The 18,846-nt window shown below is 37.4% G+C and carries 19 protein-coding genes, 2 tRNA genes and 1 pseudogene; all 22 read right to left on the reverse strand.

The genetic code is table 11. The features are described from left to right. Positions 1-272: 272 nt before the first annotated feature. On the reverse strand, positions 273-1,457 hold the full coding sequence (locus PCY07_RS08615; RefSeq protein WP_301355004.1) for an abortive infection system toxin AbiGii family protein: 1,185 nt from the start codon (positions 1,455-1,457) through the stop codon (positions 273-275). Then, on the reverse strand, positions 1,458-2,345 hold the full coding sequence (abiGI, locus tag PCY07_RS08620; protein ID WP_301355003.1) for an abortive phage resistance protein AbiGI: 888 nt from the start codon (positions 2,343-2,345) through the stop codon (positions 1,458-1,460). It lies immediately after the preceding gene. Between the two features lie 104 nt (positions 2,346-2,449). Next, positions 2,450-3,568, reverse strand: coding sequence for a hypothetical protein (locus PCY07_RS08625; RefSeq protein ID WP_301355002.1), 1,119 nt, complete (start codon positions 3,566-3,568; stop codon positions 2,450-2,452). Between the two features lie 395 nt (positions 3,569-3,963). Next, positions 3,964-4,608, reverse strand: coding sequence for a hypothetical protein (locus PCY07_RS08630; RefSeq protein ID WP_301355001.1), 645 nt, complete (start codon positions 4,606-4,608; stop codon positions 3,964-3,966). 278 nt (positions 4,609-4,886) lie between these two features. Beyond that, positions 4,887-4,959, reverse strand: a tRNA-Thr gene (locus tag PCY07_RS08635). A gap of 46 nt (positions 4,960-5,005) precedes the next feature. After that, positions 5,006-5,467, reverse strand: coding sequence for a GNAT family N-acetyltransferase (locus PCY07_RS08640; RefSeq protein WP_301355000.1), 462 nt, complete (start codon positions 5,465-5,467; stop codon positions 5,006-5,008). Between the two features lie 38 nt (positions 5,468-5,505). Beyond that, entirely contained in the window at positions 5,506-6,291 is a 786-nt protein-coding gene (locus PCY07_RS08645) for an ABC transporter permease (RefSeq protein ID WP_301354999.1), read from the reverse strand. A 1-nt stretch (position 6,292) separates the two neighbouring features. After that, a complete protein-coding gene (locus tag PCY07_RS08650; protein WP_301354998.1) occupies positions 6,293-7,111 on the reverse strand; it encodes an ABC-2 family transporter protein in 819 nt (272 codons plus the stop codon). 1 nt (position 7,112) lies between these two features. Beyond that, on the reverse strand, positions 7,113-8,105 hold the full coding sequence (locus PCY07_RS08655) for an ATP-binding cassette domain-containing protein (protein WP_301354997.1): 993 nt from the start codon (positions 8,103-8,105) through the stop codon (positions 7,113-7,115). A gap of 380 nt (positions 8,106-8,485) precedes the next feature. After that, positions 8,486-8,893, reverse strand: coding sequence for a hypothetical protein (locus tag PCY07_RS08660; protein ID WP_014712923.1), 408 nt, complete (start codon positions 8,891-8,893; stop codon positions 8,486-8,488). 53 nt (positions 8,894-8,946) lie between these two features. Beyond that, the gene (locus PCY07_RS08665) at positions 8,947-9,345 is read right to left on the reverse strand and encodes a hypothetical protein (RefSeq protein WP_301354996.1); all 399 of its coding nucleotides are present in this window, start codon (positions 9,343-9,345) and stop codon (positions 8,947-8,949) included. A gap of 37 nt (positions 9,346-9,382) precedes the next feature. Continuing rightward, positions 9,383-9,730 carry a hypothetical protein gene (locus tag PCY07_RS08670; protein WP_301354995.1) on the reverse strand — a complete coding sequence of 116 codons (348 nt, stop codon included), beginning with the start codon at positions 9,728-9,730 and terminating at the stop codon, positions 9,383-9,385. Between the two features lie 68 nt (positions 9,731-9,798). Then, positions 9,799-10,353, reverse strand: a pseudogene (locus PCY07_RS08675) (histidine phosphatase family protein). A gap of 55 nt (positions 10,354-10,408) precedes the next feature. Beyond that, positions 10,409-11,344 (reverse strand): alpha/beta hydrolase, encoded by a 936-nt coding sequence (locus PCY07_RS08680; RefSeq protein ID WP_301355022.1) that lies wholly within the window; start codon positions 11,342-11,344, stop codon positions 10,409-10,411. Between the two features lie 83 nt (positions 11,345-11,427). Further along, on the reverse strand, positions 11,428-12,309 hold the full coding sequence (locus PCY07_RS08685) for a class II fructose-bisphosphate aldolase (protein ID WP_003004573.1): 882 nt from the start codon (positions 12,307-12,309) through the stop codon (positions 11,428-11,430). A 189-nt stretch (positions 12,310-12,498) separates the two neighbouring features. Next, positions 12,499-12,951 (reverse strand): hypothetical protein, encoded by a 453-nt coding sequence (locus PCY07_RS08690; RefSeq protein ID WP_301354994.1) that lies wholly within the window; start codon positions 12,949-12,951, stop codon positions 12,499-12,501. Positions 12,952-13,032: 81 nt separating this feature from the next. After that, positions 13,033-13,118, reverse strand: a tRNA-Leu gene (locus PCY07_RS08695). 124 nt (positions 13,119-13,242) lie between these two features. Further along, positions 13,243-14,856 carry a CTP synthase gene (locus PCY07_RS08700; protein WP_003004055.1) on the reverse strand — a complete coding sequence of 538 codons (1,614 nt, stop codon included), beginning with the start codon at positions 14,854-14,856 and terminating at the stop codon, positions 13,243-13,245. 173 nt (positions 14,857-15,029) lie between these two features. Beyond that, complete coding sequence (locus PCY07_RS08705) at positions 15,030-15,725, reverse strand: B3/4 domain-containing protein (RefSeq protein ID WP_301354993.1); 696 nt, start codon at positions 15,723-15,725, stop codon at positions 15,030-15,032. 261 nt (positions 15,726-15,986) lie between these two features. Next, entirely contained in the window at positions 15,987-16,571 is a 585-nt protein-coding gene (gene rpoE / locus PCY07_RS08710; protein ID WP_003004516.1) for a DNA-directed RNA polymerase subunit delta, read from the reverse strand. A 371-nt stretch (positions 16,572-16,942) separates the two neighbouring features. Next, positions 16,943-18,226, reverse strand: coding sequence for a trigger factor (tig, locus tag PCY07_RS08715; RefSeq protein WP_301354992.1), 1,284 nt, complete (start codon positions 18,224-18,226; stop codon positions 16,943-16,945). A gap of 128 nt (positions 18,227-18,354) precedes the next feature. Then, on the reverse strand, positions 18,355-18,846 hold a 492-nt coding region (locus PCY07_RS08720), incomplete at its 5' end, for a TIGR01440 family protein (protein ID WP_301556733.1).

Raw genomic sequence — 18,846 nt, forward strand, 5'->3', positions numbered from 1 at the left:
ACGTTGATATAATCGTGTTGATTAACGTTTTGAGAATTGTGATGCTTTACGAGCTTTTTTCAAGCCTGGTTTGACAAGGTTAAATTTCATACAGTTAAAGAATAACTTTATATCAACTTTCAATAGCTAATTTCTGCGCTTTTATTTCATAAAATTTATATAAGTTTCATTAAAAAAGGAAAATTTACATTTCTGTTTGTTATAGATAATTAAAATGATTTCAACCGTATCAGACTATATAAAATAATCCACTATTACACTCAGGTTACATTTTAAGAGAAGTTGATTCTTTCAATTTCAATTGCAGTTTTAGTCAACTCAAATAATAGGTTGTCAATTTCCTTTGTTTCATCTTCACTTATTAAATCAGGATAGTATCTTATATAATATCTACTATTAGGAGGTAGATTAAATATAACTCTCACTTCTTCATTCTCAGTTATTATTTTTTCAAAATTCATTCGAGGATAAACTTTGTACTCCATTATTTTGATATTTGTACCAAACAACTCTAGTGATAATTCATTATGAAGAACCACACCTAGTTCTTTATCTTTTTCTAAATATGGGTTACTAAAATCAAATTTTTCTTTTTCAAATAGAAAACTAACTTGATCATTATTTCCAATGGAGACCATTCTGTTATTTACAAAAGATTCAAATAGTATTTGAGTATAATAAATATCATCCTTCTCTAATTCATGGGGAAATTTAAACTTAATTCCAAAATATTCTTGTAGTTTTCTTAACGCATTTAAGAATTCGTTATTTTTTTCAAATACATTTGTTTGATGTTTTTCTGGAAGAAAAACTTTACCAAATATAGTTACACCTTCTTTATTAAAAGAACTAATATACCCAAAATTATCGAAATATTGATCTACAGTTTCAATGATATCATAATTTAAGTTCACAGTAAGTTCCATTACACTTGAACTTTCATTAATCAGCATTTCAACTTTGAAAAGACTGTTCTTTTCTGAAACTATTTTTAATTCATCAAGACTTGGATATGGAATCCTTTTAATAGGTACCTCAACTTCATTTCCTCCCACTTTAATTTTCAAAGAAGGTAATTCAGGAAATTCTTCTGTTGAAGCAATAAATTGATTAAGAATCTTATCACCACCTATATGAATAATGGTTGGAGGATCATTTTGTAATTCTTCATCTAATTTAAAACATTTTTGTGTTCGGTACATAACTTCAAGTAATTCTTCGATACTTTTAATTTCTATACCTTCAAATATTAATGGAAACTTTATTCTTATTTGAAAGCTATTTTTTTCTTTATTACTTTTAGGCCGTAAAACGTATATATCTTTGCTGCCCTCAAATAATTCATATGAATAACCTTCGGGGGCATTTTCGTTTAAATGCTTTTTTAAAGCTCTAGGAGCCTTAATTTTCCTAGAATCACTTTTTGAAAAGACTGATTGAAATTTTGAATTAATCATTTACCAATCCTCCTTTAATTCATCAAAAACCATTATTTTAGAGATTAAAACATCTTTTTCTTGTAAAGAGAGTCTCCTCCCCTTCTTTTTTCTTCTAATAAAGTTAATTAATCTATCCCTATTCTGAACACTATCTACAAATATATATCTTATATCCTCAACTTCAAATTTCAAAACTCCTTCTTTTGTATTTAGAATACTATCAGTATAAATATGGCTCAGTTCTTCTGCTTTTTTATAATTCTCATCAATAAGCATTAAAGGTAGTTCGGCTTGATTAATATTAGGGATATATCTCCACTCATGTTCATCTTGAAAATTTTTCTTAACCTTTATTGTCTTGTTATTATGATCTTTACGTTTCATCACTCCACAATATGGTTTAATTATTCTAATATATTCAAAAATAAAATTTGTTAAAACACTAACATCAACATTTTCACTTGTTTCATAAGAATATTGGTCAATCAGAAAATTCATTGTACTACTTAGGTCTTTCAAATTAATTGAATTCTCGTTTAAATAATGGATAGGTTGAATACCTTTCTTTATACCAAATTCTTTGTGAAATGCTATTGAAAACTTCCCATAGCCCAAATCATTAGGATCCAAAGGGTTACCCTCAGCATGATAACTAATTTGGTGTAACGGTATATCACAAAAACATGTCATAGGGATATACCATTCAGTTAAAGGTTCTGAGTTATATTTTAGATCTAAATATTCGACTTCCTCTGGATAATATCTCGGACAAATATACATATTAAGTAGAATATTCTCTAAATAAGAATACTCCCTCATAAAATTAAAAAGTGCATTAGCAGTAATTTTTGATAGTTCATTTTTACTTTTATCGATACCTGCTGCATGTAGAATATTTTTGGTCATAATAATCTCCTAGTAAATTGAATTTCTTTTTTCAATGGATAGAACATCTTATTTTTTGTTAAAAATTTATGACACCCTTAACTTTCCAAAAATTATTTAAACAATTACAAATTGTTATCTTTTTGATACTTTCCTAAAGTTGTTTCAACCAGATCCTTGAATTCATTATCACTTAGTCTTAAATTATTTTTACAAAAATTTCTTCCAAAATAACCACTTTGTCCATTATATTCTTTTTTTCTAACAGTTAGAAAATAATCTTCATGTAAATCATACAGGATATTATCTATTTCTTCTGACGTTAAACCCAGATCATATTTTAAAACCTTTGATAGAGATGGTAACCAGAACGTATTAAATCTTCTAAAAATAAAAATAGGTTTATTTTTAGAAGTTAGTATATGATTGACTACTCGCCAAATAATAATTCTTGCACTTAACAAACTGACTTTTGAATCTGAATTGACCAGCTGGTTTGTAAAATTTTTTTCTCCTCTAGGGCCACTAATATAATTTGGATTCTGACTCCTAAAAGGAAATGCTTCAATATTAGCTATTTGCTTCGATATTTTTTCTAAGTGATTCCATTCATCAATATCAAGCGTTTCTATCAGCTTTTTTAGAGTTCCTTTCTTGTTTAAAGACTCCATTAAAAAGTGTGGTAAATAATGACTGAAATAATAACCATTTTCTTTCACCTTAGTTTCTCTTACAATTTTCAACTCATTATATAGAATACTACTGGTATCCTTGACATCTACAATATGTTTTTTCAGATATTGACCCAGCAAATTCTCATCTAAATCAATAATCTTGAGAGAATCATCATTTGTTTTTATTTCTCTTGCACTTTTATAATATGTGAGAAGACCACTTGATCTAATTGTTTTTACCCTAGCAATATTAGGATTAACTAAACAAAGAAAGAGTGTTGCTGTATCAATATTTCCTTTTATATGATTTGGAACACCATATCTAATACTCTTTTCAGTACTATTGGGCAAATTTTTCTCAATATTCAACCAAGAAAATGTAGTACTGTCATTTTTCAAAGACTCCAAAAAATTATCAATTAGCGGATCTACATTTTTGTCATCCCACGGACTATATTTCTGAAATAGTTTAGAATAACTCTCAATTACACCCAATTTTTCAATGTACGTGTTAGCTAATTTACATAAACTCTTTTTTTCACTGTAAAGTTGTTCTCTTGCTATTCTCATTTGTAACTTAGTCTATTCCTCACATTTTTAAATCCTTTTTACATTAATTTCATTATAACACTAAATATTAGCAAATTCCGATATCTTTTAAAAAATTAGTGCCTCCATTGTAACCATATCCATCATACTATTTTGTATAACTTTCCGAAAAAGACCTATTTTCCCGAAAGTTTAGGATGGCACCATTACAATCGATATATCTGGAATAGAACATGAATATTACCAAAAAGGCTGTAAAGCATATAATAAAGCACTTCAACAATATAATAAGTAGAAATAGAGCGATGAAGTTTTGATTTCTTATTTATATTAGGTTATAAGAAAACACCCTGAAAGATAGATAGGAAAATCTAACTTTTGGGGTGTTGTCAATTTTAAGAGTGTTGAATATGTCTTTATTTTGTGAGTGAAACACGGAAATCATTGTATTTGCTGTAATCAAACTCTTCATTGAGACCTGTTACAAATACAATTGGTGTATAATGTCCCTCTTCCAAAATGAAACCGGCTTTTACCTTGGCATTGGCTCCCCCAAGTCCAGCAATACCTGGAAGAAGGGCATCAAAAGCTCCAGGTTCGTCTGTTTCCCAGTAATAGATATTACCAGAAGCTTGAACAGCTTTTGCTCTAGTCGTTGCTGTACGAATTGGGTTCACATCTGCTTGATAAAAGTTTGCTGTCGTAGTGACCGTTCCGTCCGCAGCCACTGTCATTTGGACATCTTTCGCAATTTCAGTTGTACCTGTCCAAGTCCCTACTAGCTCTGCAGGCACCATTTGAGATGAATCTGTAGCTTTGTCACCACTCGTTGTATTAGACGCTGTGGTTGTTTGACTTGATTGTGTTGTTTCTTCTGAACTAGATTCAGTAGCTTTTGTATTTTTCTTTTTAGAAGACTGATTTGTTTTATTCTGACCAGATTTCATAGAAGTCTGTGTTTCTTTTACAGAAGAACTGATCTCCTCTTTTTTAGAACCACAAGCTACTAGTAGAGTTGCAGAAGTTAAGCCTAAAAGTGCTAAACTTGTCCATTTTTTCATAATTATGATACCTCACCTAAATTTATATTAGCTATTATATTACAAAGTTATAGAATGTCAAGTGTTTTTGAAATATTTTTGTAACATTTGTAATTTATCTAAATTTTTAAAGGGTGGCGCATAGGGTTACAAAGTAAAAGATTTCTATATTCTTTGTTACATAATCATCAGAAATAGAAAATCAACGTAAATAAAATGTTGTTAGAGTTTCATTGGTACAAGAAGTAATTCAACGTCAAAAAAGCCCGTCACAACAGGCTTTTCAATGTATCATCTGATGCCGATTGCAGGGATCGAACCTGTGACCTACGCGTTACGAGTGCGTTGCTCTACCAACTGAGCTAAATCGGCGATTACCTTCTTAGTATAGCACTCTGATAGCGGATGTCAAGCACTTTTAGTTGATCTTTTTAATCAAAATCTGACAGGGATTTTTAAGATCCCATAGTTGAGGAAAAATCTCTATTTTTTTAAAACCAAGACTGCGATAAAAGACATTTGTTCGGTCATAATCTTTATTTGAACCTTCTGCGACTGTTTTGACCTGTAGGTAGTCCACTTGTTTGACTGCTTCTCTTTCTATAGTCGTAATTAATTCCCTTCCAATTCCTTGACCTTGGAATGATTTTTTCACGCCTAGACAGTCAATTTCAGCACAATCTTCACTCGAATATGATAAACTTATAAACCCTACTACATCACTTTCTTGATAAGCAGCCCAAACTCGTAAATCCTTAGCTCCTTCGATATAGGCTTGCGTGCTTTCTGGTATTCCAAACCATTCTAGCAAATCCTTTAAAACCTCCGCGACAACTGCCATTTTTTGCTCTTCATCCTTAACTTCTTTAATAACAAGCATCATCAGTTCCTTTCTTGATTTTAGTCTTACTTTACCTCTTACGAACCAGCACTTTCGTACGCATCTAACCCCCTGTCCCAGAGTTTTAAAGAGATGCAAAAGAAGATAAGAGAAATCAGAATCAAACCACCAATATTAAAGAAGACATCCTTGTCCTGCAAGAAATAGCTGGCAGGATAGTAGGCCGTAAAGGCGAAAGGTACAATAAAGCTAATTAACCAACGAAGGAGCGAATTGTAAATAGAAATAGGATACTTGGCAAAATCATTAAACATATAGAAAATGTAAATCATGGCACCTGACTGCTTGGTCCAAAAAGCAATGCTGGCTGTCGCGATTTTTAAAGAAGTGTAAATCAAGGTCGCAAAAGGAATACAAACTAGGAAAAGCAGGAATTTTGGAAGAGTCCAAGAGATGCTAGTTACTGTTGTTCCTAATAGAATGCCACCGACCAAAAGTTCACCCAAGGCATCAATCTGAAAGGTCTCAACGAGGATGTGAAAGAGAGGATTGATAGGACGAGTCAGATACTTGTCAAACTCCCCTTTTCGAACTAGCCGTTGACCCAAAGCCCAGAGATTGTCAAAAAAGAGATGATCTAATCCCTTTGGAATTAAGGAAAATCCATAGATAAAGGCAATCTCTTGAAAAGTCCAACCTTCTAGCGAGGGGATGTGTTGAAAGATGACATTGAGAAACAAGAGGTTTAGGCCTTGAGTCAGAAAGACTCCCAACACACCTACCACAAAATCCACCTTGTATTCCATGATTTGCTTGATGTATTGTCTGATAAAAATCAGATGCATGCGTTGATATTTTTTCATACTAACCTCCCTGAATGGTGATAAATGACTGGACTCGTTTCCAAATCAACTGAGACAAGCCCACCATCACTATAAGCCAGAAAAACTGAAGCAAAAGTGCTTGAAGAATCTGACTGGCATCGTATTTCCCAACAATAATCATGACCGGAGTGTAAATTAAGGATGAAAATGGCAATAAGGAGAGAATATCTGAAACCACCTTTGGAAAAAACGTTAAGGGAATCAAACTGCCAGACATAAAGTCCACTATTGAAGTCTTGAGTAGATTGGAACCCCATAAGTTTTTAAATACAAAAGCTGAAAATCCAAAGCAGATATTAAAGAAAAAGTTAATCAGATAAGCCAAGGTTAAGCTAAAGAGATAAAGGATGGTTAATCCCAGTACTTCTACAATACCTTGCCCAGACAAGATTTTCATCAAAACAATGACACATAAAAATGGCAGTCCAACAGAGATAAAAATCAACCACTTGGAACCAAGCTCCGTAAAGAGGTAAGAAGCCGTAAAATGCACTGGTCGCAACAAGCGCATGATAATGGAACCATCCTTGACCTCATCACCAATCATAAAGGAGCTATCAGACCTGGTCAAAAGATTGGTCACAAAACTCATGATGATGTAGAGGGTGATATCCGCCATACTGAAGCCCTGAATCAAAGGCTCCTGGGAGGAATCAAAGACAGCCTTCCAGAGATAAAAGGCCACAAAAGCCCCCATGACATCACCAATCCGATAGAGAATAAAGTTAACTCGATAGCTAATCAACTCCTGAATCCCTGCATTGATAAAGGGTTTATAACGTCTCCACAATTTGACCATCTTAGAGCTCCTTTCGATAGAAGCGACGGATAATATCTTCAATATCTGTATCTACCATCTTCAAATCACGAACTTCAAAATCAGATAAGGTTTGCTTGATAATATCGGCCGACTGGTAGCGGGAACTATCGAATTCAATATTGAGAGTATTTCCTTGTCTATCAATGGACATATCAGGCAAGCCCTCATAATGGGAGACTAGATGACTTTGACCTGGCGTCAGATCGAAGGAGAGAGTCTTCATCTTGCCAAAGGTTTCCTTGAGCTGGCTAACCGTCCCATCAAAAATCTCTTGCCCCTTATCAATCATAAAAATCCGATCACAGAGTTGCTCAATATCACTCAAATCATGAGTAGTCAAGAGAATAGTTGTCTCTTCCTCTTGATTGATCTGAGTAATTGCCCGACGAATATTATCCTTGACCGACACATCCAAACCAATTGTCGGTTCATCTAAAAAGAGAACTTTGGGATTGTGAAGCAAGGAAGCCGCAATATCCGCCCGCATCCGTTGACCTAGTGAAAGAGTCCGCACAGGATCCTTGATAAATTCCTTCAAATCCAAAACTTCATTCAAAAAGTCCATGCGCTTATGGAAAAGCGAGTCCGGTACATCATAGATCTCTTTCAAAACCGTGTAGGTCTCTTGCAAAGCCAAATCCCACCATAGCTGGGTGCGTTGTCCGAAAACGACTCCAATATCCTTGACATAATCTTGGCGATTATCCTGGGGAATCTTGCCGTTAATCCGACAAAAGCCAGATGTGGGCTTCAAAATTCCTGTCAGCATTTTGATGGTGGTTGACTTCCCAGCACCATTTGCCCCGATAAATCCTAAAATCTGCCCTTTTGGAACTTCAAAAGTTAAATCCTTGACCGCTTCAAAGGTCTGCTTTTCAGGATGAATAAAGGAGCGCAAAGCTCCCTTTAACCCCGGCTCCTTAACTGTCTTCACAAAATTTTTCTGAAGATGTTGCACTTCTATCATTGCCATATCTATCTCCCTATCGTAAGAAGCAACATTGTATTTTTGACTACAAATATTCTAAATCCTTACTTTCTACACTTTCTCAATATTATTACAGAAGGCTTTATACCAACCTATTATAATCTAATAAAAAAAGGAATGCAAGCGTTTGCTTATTGATTATGAAATTAGAGATTTCTCTCTTAAAATGAAACTTTTAATCAAAAATTCTGGTTTCATCGTTTCCTTAAAATACCAAAAAAACTGCCTTCTTTTTCAACATAATGAAAGAAAGCCCTAATAACACCCTTTTATAGTGCAAATGTCTACGGAAAACAAGTGTTAATTTATATCGAAAATTTTTATCCCTAAGAAAAGATAAAAAGGTGATGCTGCATCACCTCCCTCTACCAAGTTAAGTCTTCAATCATGCTTCTTACTTGTGAATCAAGAGTCTTATCCTTCTTCAGTTCTCCAACCAAAGTCTGAATCTGCCGGACTAGATTTGGATCATTGTCATTATAGCATCGATGAAGCATCCAGATGTTATGCACAGTTGGACTTTTTAGAACTGACTCCATCAATAATTCCTCATAGCCTTGATGATAAAATCGCTCCACAAAGTGAACCAACTCACCTGGAGCCCCAAAATCTACTTCTGGATGCTTGGAAATAAAGTCTAAGACGGGGTCAACCAAATCAAAGGGTTGAGGGTAAGCCTCCATGGCATCTACAATCTCGTCTGCCAACTCAAATTCTTGGTCTTCAGTAATTGCATCATGCAAAGCAACTAACATATCATCTTTAGTAAGCATCTGATTCTCCTTTTCAACTGTTCCATATCATTATTCGTTTTCGAACTTCTTCTTCACTCATCAAACCTTGTTCGTAAGTAGTTTTCAAACTCCTTTTGGGATAAATCACTAAGAAGTTCAAACACATACTCATATCCTTCATCACAAAAGGAAACCTTCTCTTCAGGTGGAAACCATTTCCGAAGCCAGATGATATAGGAGTCATAATCCTGTAACCTGTTCGTTGAATCAAAGTAATCAATCACAAAAACATTTTTCTTGCTACTCAAAGAACTTTCCAAGGTAAGCTGAGGACTTTGATAATCCCAAGAAAGCGAGTAAGCTTTTTCAGGATTAGTCCTTTCTCTGATCAAAATACCTGGGAATTTTTCTCTCAAAGAAGTACAAAAGGCTTGTAAATCTAGGAATATGGGGGTTTTACTCTCAATAAAGACAAAATCAGCAGTACTCATCTGTCTCTCTCCTTCTTTTTAAAACTGAAAACAGACCTTAACCATCAATGGCAAAATTCTCCAGACTCTCAAATGCCTGCCCCTGATAGTCAAAAGAAAAGATATGAATATCATCAAAAGTTTGATCGCAGAAAGTAACGGTTTGTCTTTCTGGCTCGATGATGGCTTTACCCAACTTTTCAGTAGCTTCTTCATCTGTGAAATACCCATAAAATTCTTGTAAATGAGGCAGTATAAATGCAAGAATACGGTAAAGATTTTTATGGTAATTGGCTGCAAGCAACTGAGCTTCCATCTCAAAATTTCCACTTGGTTTTTCTTCCCAAGCTACAAGAACATTATCTACTTCATGAACGTAGGCTTGCAAGGACTGATCGAATATCATGGCTATTTTTCCTTTCTATTCTATTTACAATAACAGAAAACAAAAATCACATAGATTGAGCTAAATGATTACCTAAAAGTATCTGGCATAATTCTTTTCACACTCTCATCTTTGTCAACTAGAAAGCAATCTGGAAAGGTCATCTGTTCCCATTTTTTATAATCAAAACTTGAATCAAAATGATTGATTAAAATTCCTAGCAAATTTCCATGAGAACTCAGTAAAATGGTTTTATCTGAATATCTTTCTTCCAAGTCCTCTAACAAATCTAATATTCTCTTCAATGCTTCTCTATTAGACTCGCCTCCAATAAGAGATTTATCTGGATTTTGCCATAAATATTGAATTGTTTTTTCAAACTCAGTATCTTCAATAAATCTTGAGGATAATGTTCTTTCACGTAAACGATTATCAAGTACTATCTTATCAAAATGAACGGGAAAACTATTTACTGTCTCAAAAGCTCGCTTATAAGGGCTTGAAATAAAGTAATCTATTTTACAAGCATTTAAAAACTCCAACTGTTCAAGAGAAGAAAATCCTTTTTCCGACAATGTTCTATTAAAATCATCACTCTAGAATCTTGAATGAGCATGTCTAAGTACAATATAAGTGTTCTTCATAAAATGTCACCTCTCAATTATTGGCATCAGTTCAAAATAACTTTCTAAATCACAGTTACTCTGTTAAAAATTCTTCAATTCGAGAAACAAGTTCATTATTTTGATAATGATAGAGGTCATGTGGTGCATCCATATAGATGACTTGAACATTAGACTGTTCACTAGCAAATTTCTCTGCGTAGCGCTGCCATTCTGATTGGCTAAAGCTAGTACCATCACCATTAGAAACTATTAGTAAGGCCGGAATTTTCGGATTAATGTTTGAGGGAACTTTCTTGGCATTTTCCTTTACCAAACGGGATTCATGAAGCATGGCTAGTGACATCAACTGCTTATATGCTAGTAATTTATATTGTTGTCGTTCAGTTTCAGTCAGAGTTGGATTTTTTATATAAAAGGACTCAGGGAAATAGCGTAATAAGCCAATCTTACTGCTCCAATAAGCCACAGAAAGCAAGGTCTGATTATCCTTTAAGTCCTCATAACTTGCTGGTAATGCCCAATCCAGACCAACCAAGGCTTTCACTTCATCAGGATACTTTTCCTGCCAAGCCAGACTTTCAAGACTAGCCATTGAATGAGAAACAATCACATAAGGCCCCGAAACTTCGGCTTGAGACAAAGCTTGACGGGTCTCAGAAAGAACCGTCATCACATCTCTTGATTGATCACTATCTTCACTAAAACCATATCCCGCTCGCTCTACGACGACTACTTTGTATTTTTGGGATAGGGAATCTGTTATATTCTTAAAGTCTAATATAGGTGAAGCAATACCTGCACCTGAAAGAAATACTATCGTTTCAGATTCTTCACCTTTAATGTATACATTCATTTGATGTCCATTGACTACAACCTTCTTACCTATAGGCATGAGAAGCTTACTTTCTTTTTGCAAACTAAGTTGGTGAAAACCAAATGTACCTCCTAGAAAAAGGATAAGAACAACAAAAATGATCCAGCTAAACTGTTTAATTTTTTTCATAGGCATATTGTACAAAAATTAAATCCCGGAAGCAACTTTTCCCAAACAAAAAAACAAGATCCACATGGGACCTTGTTTTCCTGTTTTTATTAAGCTTTGCCTTCTGAACCGAATACATCGATACGTTCTTCAACAGCTGCTGTAATTGCTTCGAAACCTGGTTTCAAGAATTTACGTGGGTCGAAGAGTTTCTTCTTGTCGTATTCTGCTTCGTTTGCATCGTATTCACGTACGAATTGACGAGTAGCATTTGCAAACGCGATTTGGCATTCAGTGTTAACGTTAACTTTCGCAACACCAAGTTTGATCGCTGCTTGGATTTGATCGTCAGGGATACCTGATCCACCGTGCAATACGATTGGGAATCCTGGAACAGCTTCAGTCAATTTTTGCAAGTGGTCAAGGTGAAGACCTTTCCAGTTTGCTGGGTAAGGACCGTGGATGTTACCGATACCTGCAGCCAAGAAGTCGATTCCTGTAGCAACCATTGCTTTAGCATCTTCGATTGGTGCCAATTCACCGTCACCGATGATACCGTCTTCTTCACCACCGATAGTACCAACTTCAGCTTCTACTGAGATACCTTTAGCATGAGCTTTTTCAACGACATCTTTCGCCAATTTAAGGTTTTCTTCAACTGGAAGGTGTGAACCGTCAAACATGATTGAAGTGTAACCAGCTTCGATACATTCAAGAGCATCGTCGTAGTGACCATGGTCAAGGTGAATAGCAACTGGTACAGTGATACCCATTGATTCTACAAGGTTTTCAATAAGGGCTTTACATACTTTGTAACCACCCATGTATTTAGCAGCACCCATAGAAGTTTGGATAAGTACTGGAGCTTTCTTAGCTTCTGCTGCACGCAAGATAGCTTGAGTCCACTCAAGGTTGTTTGTGTTAAATCCACCAACTGCATAACCATTGTCACGAGCTGCTTGGACAAATTTTTCTGCTGAAACGATTGCCATTTGTTATAGGCCTCCTATAAATTTTTGTGGGGCTAATCCCACTTACATTGTTTATTTTATCACTTTTTAGATGAAATTGCTAGTCTTTCCATTAGCTTTACGTGATTTCTTCTGATAAATGAGGAGGAACCCTCTCCCTCCTAAGACTTCCATCCTATTCAAAAAGCAAAAAAGGAGCTTAAGCCCCTTTCAATCTTTCTCTTTAAAATTTTTTAACGAAAGGAGAAAAGCAATCCCGCAAATCACAAAGGATACCGCTGCAACCCATTGAGAATAGAAATAAGCAGCAAATAACTGACTGTCAGTAAACATTTTCCCAAGAAGTTCGTTTACCAAACCCTCAAGAACGGGAATATTCTCACCCACAGCAAGGATTGACGCAAGAAAGAGAATAAAGCCCGCTATCAGAAAGAGATGAAGAATCCATTTTTTGATTCTTTTTTCATCTCTGAGCAGATACTTAGAAGCAATCGCCACTAAAAAAATGAAAACATTCCATATGTTTAAGGCAATAAAATATCTAAAAGTATCCTTGTATGCGCCTATCGCCATCGCTAAAATCAGGATAGGACCGAAAAAATTAATGGCACTTCCCAATAGTGCAAAGAGGCCATCGACCAAAACCAGATACTTTTTCTTCATGTTCTCACCTCATCTCACACCTATTCTACCACAAAGAAATTTGAAAACAAAAAAAAGATAGCCGAAGCTATCTTGATCCGATGCGGAGAGAGGGACTTGAACCCTCACGACCTAAAGCGGTCACAGGATCCTTAGTCCTGCGCGTCTGCCAATTCCGCCATCCCCGCGATTGAGTACTTTACTAGTATATCAATCAACGACTTTTTTGTCAAGATTTTTTTCAAACTTTTTTCAGAGTTTGTCATTTTTTCACAAAAAGGGAGCAGGTCCTTCGACCTGCTCCCTTGATTTTTATTTGCTATCGTGGTTTTCAACTGCCGCTGTGATAAAGGCTGTGTAAAGTCCTTCTGGGCGGTTTGGACGGCTTGACAATTCTGGGTGGTATTGGCAAGCAACAAAGAATTTGTTTTCTGGGATTTCAACGATTTCGACCAAACGGTTGTCTGGTGAAACGCCTGAGAAGACAAATCCTGCTTCTTCGAACTGTTCACGGAAAGCATTGTTAAACTCATAACGGTGACGGTGGCGACGTTGTACCACTTCTTGATTGTCATAGGCAGCGGCTGCTTTTGATCCTCGTTTGAGTTTAGATGGGTAAAGACCGAGACGGAGCGTTCCTCCCATGTCTTCCACATCAATTTGGTCCCGCATGATATCGATAATTGGATACTTGGTTTCTGGATCCAATTCGGATGAATTGGCCCCTTCCAAGCCTAAAACGTGACGGGCAAATTCGATACAGGTTAACTGCATACCCAAGCAGACACCCAACATTGGGACGTCTTGTTCACGCGCATACTTGATGGCTTGAATTTTTCCTTCTGTTCCCCGTTGACCAAAACCACCTGGGACAATGATCCCATCCGCATCTCCAAGGAGTTCTGCCACATTTTCAGCTGTCACATCATTGGCATTGACCCAATTAATCTTGACCTCTGCATCATTGGCATACCCTGAGTGCTTCAAGGCCTCAACGACAGAAATGTAGGCATCTTGCAATTCTACGTATTTTCCAACCAAGGAAATCTTGACCTGCTTCTTGAGGTTCATGACCTTGTCGACCATTGCAGACCATTCTGTCATATCTGCTGCAGGAACATCCAATTTCAAATGGTCACAAACGATTTGGTCCATATTTTGTGCTTGCAAGTTCAATGGGATTTGGTACAAATGTTCCACATCAAGTGACTCGATGACAGCTTCTGGTGCCACATCACAGAATTGAGCCAACTTGTTCTTAATTCCTTGACCAGCTGGTTTTTCTGTACGGATGACCAACATATTTGGTTGAATTCCAAGACCACGCAATTCTTTCACAGAGTGTTGGGTCGGCTTGGTTTTCATTTCTCCCGCAGCCTTCAAGTAAGGTAGAAGAGTGGTGTGGATGTACATAACGTTTTCAGCACCGACATCTGCCTTCATTTGACGAAGAGCTTCAAGGAAAGGAAGGGACTCAATGTCTCCAACTGTTCCCCCGACTTCTGTGATGATGACATCTGAATCCGTCGTCGTCGCTGCTCGTTTGATCTTTTCTTTCAAGGCATCTGTAATATGAGGAATCACCTGTACAGTCGCACCCAAGTATTCTCCACGACGTTCCTTGCGAAGGACTTCGCTATAAATTTTCCCTGTTGTCACATTTGAATACTTATTCAGATTGATATCAATGAAGCGTTCATAGTGACCAAGGTCCAAGTCTGTCTCTGCGCCATCGTCTGTGACAAATACTTCCCCGTGTTGGTAAGGACTCATTGTCCCTGGGTCAATATTGATATAAGGGTCAAATTTTTGGATCGTCACTTTCAATCCACGATTTTTGAGCAAGCGACCAAGACTTGCTGCGACAATCCCTTTTCCGATGGATGATACGACACCACCCGTGACAAAAATATATTTTGTTGACATGTGCTTTCCTCTTCTTCTAATGTTGTAGAGGCCATTCCTCTTTGCAGAAAAAACAAAAATAGCTCCCTAATCCTTAGGGAGCTCCGACCTCAAAATGAGGTGCCCGAACAATATCTTACCGCAAATGAATTACTTTGTCAAATTGAAAATTTCATGAAAATTATTTTCTCTGTTTACACGACCTTTTCCACTCCATTTTGTGTGACGAGAAATTTCTCAAATTGAAGCCGAGGCATGCAAGAAGCAAGGTCCTTGTGGATTCGTTCCAGCGCTTCTAAACGCATCTCGACTGACGTCTCGGTATTTCCTTGGATGACAAAGAGGGCGTTTTGCGTAGTCTCCTCAAATTTGTAATGGTCACTATCGCGTACATCCAACCAAGCCAGAACTCCTTTTTGATCCCGGTAGACAGGATCTGTCGGTGCGACATGTTTTTCGCTAGAAAGGATCGGGAGGAAGATATCGTCTCTTTGACTCACTGTAAATTCAATCGGTCCCTCAATCTTATCTAGGTCATGTCCTCCGATCGCTAGAAAAGACTTCAGAGATTCGACATTATAGATATCAATGATGCTATTGATCTGAGGAAGAGCACCTCGATGCTGGATATTTCGGATAAGAGCTAGGACTGTTGGTGGATTTTTCTTGATGCTACGCCCTACTTTTTGCAAGAGGTCTGTATACCCTTTGATGACAGGAGATGCCACTACTTCTTCTATCTGACACTGGAGCGCCCATTGTTCAAGCTCTTTCTTCTTTTCAAGAAAAGAAGGGGGCAAAACTGCTTGAGGATCCACATTTCTAGCAATTCCGACCACAACTGTATCAATACCAAGAGCTACTAAACTTTGATCTAAACGAAAGTCCATCTGGAACACCTCCTATTGGGAATCCTTACACGTTTATCATACACCATTTCGCCACTTTTTTCAATGCAAACAAAAAGAGAGTGGGACAGAAATCGGTCATTCGTTAGAATTCGATTTCGTCGTCCCACCTCCGCACAGTTGAGTAGGGCTGTAAAAGCTGATGAAATCAGCGTAGTAGAGCCCACTCAACCACTGCGTCTTGCTCGACAATCCAAAAACAATTGAGAGGCTAGGACTTTTGTCCCAGCCTCTTCTTATGATTTATTCTTCTTCCTCGTCTTCAGCATCCTCTTCTTCGTCGTCTTCTTCGCTTAATTCAACTTCCTCACCCAAATCATCTGGTACGATTTCATTGATTTCAGCATCGTAAGCTTCGACTTCACTCTTTTCATCATCTGGATTTTCTTCATCATATGAAAGAGCTGGATCTGCTTCGTAAACTTCTTCGTCTTCTGGATCATCGTCGTTGTAGTCGATCGCATCTTCGTCTCCATCCATGAAGGCATTGACACGTTTTTTCTTCCGTTTCTTAGGAGTTTCATCTTCGTCTGTTTCTTCAAGAGCGATGATTTCTTCGTCAACTTCATCGATGGCATACCATGAACGAAGACCCCATTTGTTATCTCCAAGCGGGATAAAGCTTCCATCTACATTCAATTCTGTGTAGAATAATGGAAGAGCTTCACGGATCTCGCTGTTTGATTTTTCAAGGTAATTTTGAATTTCATTTACAAGATCGCTAAAGTACATTTCATGGTCACGTCCGCGTAATTCCAAAATCGCACGCGCCACTTCAATCATAGAAAGTTCACTTTTTTCTTGTCCAGCAAATACTTCTAATTCCAAGGGTAAATCTCCTTATGTTTCATTTCCTAAATGGAGAAGGATCCGGTCTTCAACCTCATCCTATCCTCAATGATAGATTGAAAACTTCTCGTCACTAAATCTATCACGCATTTTATCGTTACACTCTATTGTACGATAAATTTCCCCTTTCGTCAAAGGAAAATTCCAGGATTCTCCATGAAATCAGAAAAGGGAGTGGGAAAGAACTCCGACTAGTTAAAAAGAGTTCGTTTTCCCACCCCCGCACAGTTGATTAGGTCATCTTTGGAGCTTAAAGGCGAACAAAGATGCCAATCAACCACTGCGTCATACAGTTATTTCTATCAAACATCAAAGGCTGGACAGTTGTTGCCCAGCCTTTTTTATCTAAATTATTTTACTTTTGCTGTGCTTGTGATCACGTTCACTGCTTTCTTCACTGTGATGTCATGTTTCAACATTTCTGGTGAAAGAAGGTTGCGAACTTGTTCAACTGGCATGTTGTAATCTGCTGCCAATTGTTCGATTTCAGCATTGATTTCTTCTTCAGTTGCTTCGAAGCCTTCTGCTTTCGCTACTGCTTCAACCACAAGGTTTGTCTTCGTACGGCTTTCAGCTTCTGCTTCGTATTGTTTGTGAAGATCTTCTTGAGTTGTTCCAGTGATTTGGAAGTACATTTCAGGTGAGATACCTTGACGTTGCATGTTTCCAAGGAACTCGTTGATTGAACGGTGTACTTCTTCGTGGATCATTTCTTCTGGAAGTTCAACGATTTCAGCGTTTTCAACGGCAAGATCGATTGCTGCTGCTTCTACTGCATCGTTGTATGCTTCTTCTTTAGCTGCTGCCAATTCTTTGCGGTATTTTTCTTTCAATTCGTCAAGAGTTTCAACTTCTTCGTCGATGTCTTTTGCCAATTCATCGTCAAGAGCTGGTACTTCTTTTGCTTTTACTTCGTGGATAGTTGTCACGAATTTCGCTTCTTTACCTGCAAGGTCAGTTGCTTGATAATCTTCTGGGAAGGTTACGATCACGTCAACTGTTTCACCAGCAGAGTGTCCAACCAATTGGTCTTCGAAACCTGGGATGAATTGACCTGAACCAAGTCCAAGTGAGAAGTTGTCACCTTTACCACCATCGAATTCAACACCGTCGATAGAACCTACAAAGTCGATCACAACTGTGTCACCTTCTGCTGCAGCACCTTCTTTAACAACCAATTCAGCCAAGTTGTTGCGTTCGCGTTCGATACGAGCATCCACATCAGCGTCTGTTACTTCTTTAGAAACTTCTACTGATACTTCAAGGTCTTTGTAAGCACCCAATTTTACTTCAGGTTTTGTTACAACAGCTGCTGTCAATGTCCAGTCTTGACCTTTTTCCATAGATACAACATCGAAAGTTGGTTGTGCAACAACTTCGATTCCAGCTTCTTTAACAGCTGCTTCGTATGCTGCTGGAAGAAGATCGTTCAAAGCATCTTGGTAAAGAGCTTCTTCACCAAAACGTTGGTTGAAGATTGGACGTGGAATATGACCTTTACGGAATCCAGGTACGTTCAAAGTTTTCTTAACTGACTCAAACACACGGTCCAAAGCAGGTTTGATTTGCTCTTGGCTGATTGTGAAAGTCAATACACCGTGGTTAGTTTCTTTGTTTTCAAATGATACAGACATTCTGTCTCTCCTTAAAATAATATAGTCATTCCTTATAATTTTACCACAAAACTTTGAAATTGCAAGTTTTAAAACGTTTTTGCCTCTCTTTTCATCCAAAAAAACTAGCCCTTAAAAGCTAGTTCTGATTATGATTTTCGGATGGGATCATCGAGGTAGAGAGCACGGGCACCGCCGATCAATTTTGGCCGACTAGTGAGGGCTGTGACGTGGGCGCCACCTAGTTCACGCAAGATAGGGCGAATTGGAACTTGCACGTGTTTGACGTGCATCCCCACCGAGGTATCTCCAATGTCTAACCCCGCTTGAGCTGTGATAAATTCCACCTCAACAGGATCCTTAAAATACTTGAAAGCTGCGAGTTGTCCAGCACCTCCTGCATGGAGACTCGGAAGGACATTGACGATTTCTAGCTCTTTCTTGTCTGCCAATTCTCTTTCGACCACCAAGGCGCGATTGAGATGCTCACATCCTTGTACCGCCAGATAAATCCCTCTTGGATTCAACTCATCTAGCAAGGTCTGGACAATAGCTTCGGCAATGTCGATGTTGGAGGCTTTTCCAATTTGTCCTCCTGCAACTTCACTTGAAGACATCCCGAGGACGAGGATTTGTCCTTG

Origin of the sequence: Streptococcus sp. SP1, assembly GCF_030440005.1 — a bacterium.
Lineage (GTDB): Bacteria > Bacillota > Bacilli > Lactobacillales > Streptococcaceae > Streptococcus > Streptococcus parasanguinis.

Excerpts from the sequence above, each read along its gene's own strand:
- PCY07_RS08690 (WP_301354994.1), bottom strand. The coding sequence starts at position 12,951 with ATGAAGAAAAAGTATCTGGTTTTGGTCGATGGCCTCTTTGCACTATTG.
- PCY07_RS08630 (WP_301355001.1), bottom strand. The coding sequence starts at position 4,608 with ATGAAAAAATGGACAAGTTTAGCACTTTTAGGCTTAACTTCTGCAACT.
- PCY07_RS08640 (WP_301355000.1), bottom strand. The coding sequence starts at position 5,467 with ATGCTTGTTATTAAAGAAGTTAAGGATGAAGAGCAAAAAATGGCAGTT.
- PCY07_RS08625 (WP_301355002.1), bottom strand. The coding sequence starts at position 3,568 with ATGAGAATAGCAAGAGAACAACTTTACAGTGAAAAAAAGAGTTTATGT.
- PCY07_RS08705 (WP_301354993.1), bottom strand. The coding sequence starts at position 15,725 with ATGGACTTTCGTTTAGATCAAAGTTTAGTAGCTCTTGGTATTGATACA.
- PCY07_RS08700 (WP_003004055.1), bottom strand. The coding sequence starts at position 14,856 with ATGTCAACAAAATATATTTTTGTCACGGGTGGTGTCGTATCATCCATC.
- PCY07_RS08650 (WP_301354998.1), bottom strand. The coding sequence starts at position 7,111 with ATGGTCAAATTGTGGAGACGTTATAAACCCTTTATCAATGCAGGGATT.
- PCY07_RS08660 (WP_014712923.1), bottom strand. The coding sequence starts at position 8,893 with ATGCTTACTAAAGATGATATGTTAGTTGCTTTGCATGATGCAATTACT.
- PCY07_RS08615 (WP_301355004.1), bottom strand. The coding sequence starts at position 1,457 with ATGATTAATTCAAAATTTCAATCAGTCTTTTCAAAAAGTGATTCTAGG.
- PCY07_RS08665 (WP_301354996.1), bottom strand. The coding sequence starts at position 9,345 with ATGAGTACTGCTGATTTTGTCTTTATTGAGAGTAAAACCCCCATATTC.
- abiGI (WP_301355003.1), bottom strand. The coding sequence starts at position 2,345 with ATGACCAAAAATATTCTACATGCAGCAGGTATCGATAAAAGTAAAAAT.
- PCY07_RS08645 (WP_301354999.1), bottom strand. The coding sequence starts at position 6,291 with ATGAAAAAATATCAACGCATGCATCTGATTTTTATCAGACAATACATC.
- PCY07_RS08680 (WP_301355022.1), bottom strand. The coding sequence starts at position 11,344 with ATGCCTATGAAAAAAATTAAACAGTTTAGCTGGATCATTTTTGTTGTT.
- PCY07_RS08670 (WP_301354995.1), bottom strand. The coding sequence starts at position 9,730 with ATGATATTCGATCAGTCCTTGCAAGCCTACGTTCATGAAGTAGATAAT.
- PCY07_RS08685 (WP_003004573.1), bottom strand. The coding sequence starts at position 12,309 with ATGGCAATCGTTTCAGCAGAAAAATTTGTCCAAGCAGCTCGTGACAAT.
- PCY07_RS08655 (WP_301354997.1), bottom strand. The coding sequence starts at position 8,105 with ATGGCAATGATAGAAGTGCAACATCTTCAGAAAAATTTTGTGAAGACA.
- tig (WP_301354992.1), bottom strand. The coding sequence starts at position 18,226 with ATGTCTGTATCATTTGAAAACAAAGAAACTAACCACGGTGTATTGACT.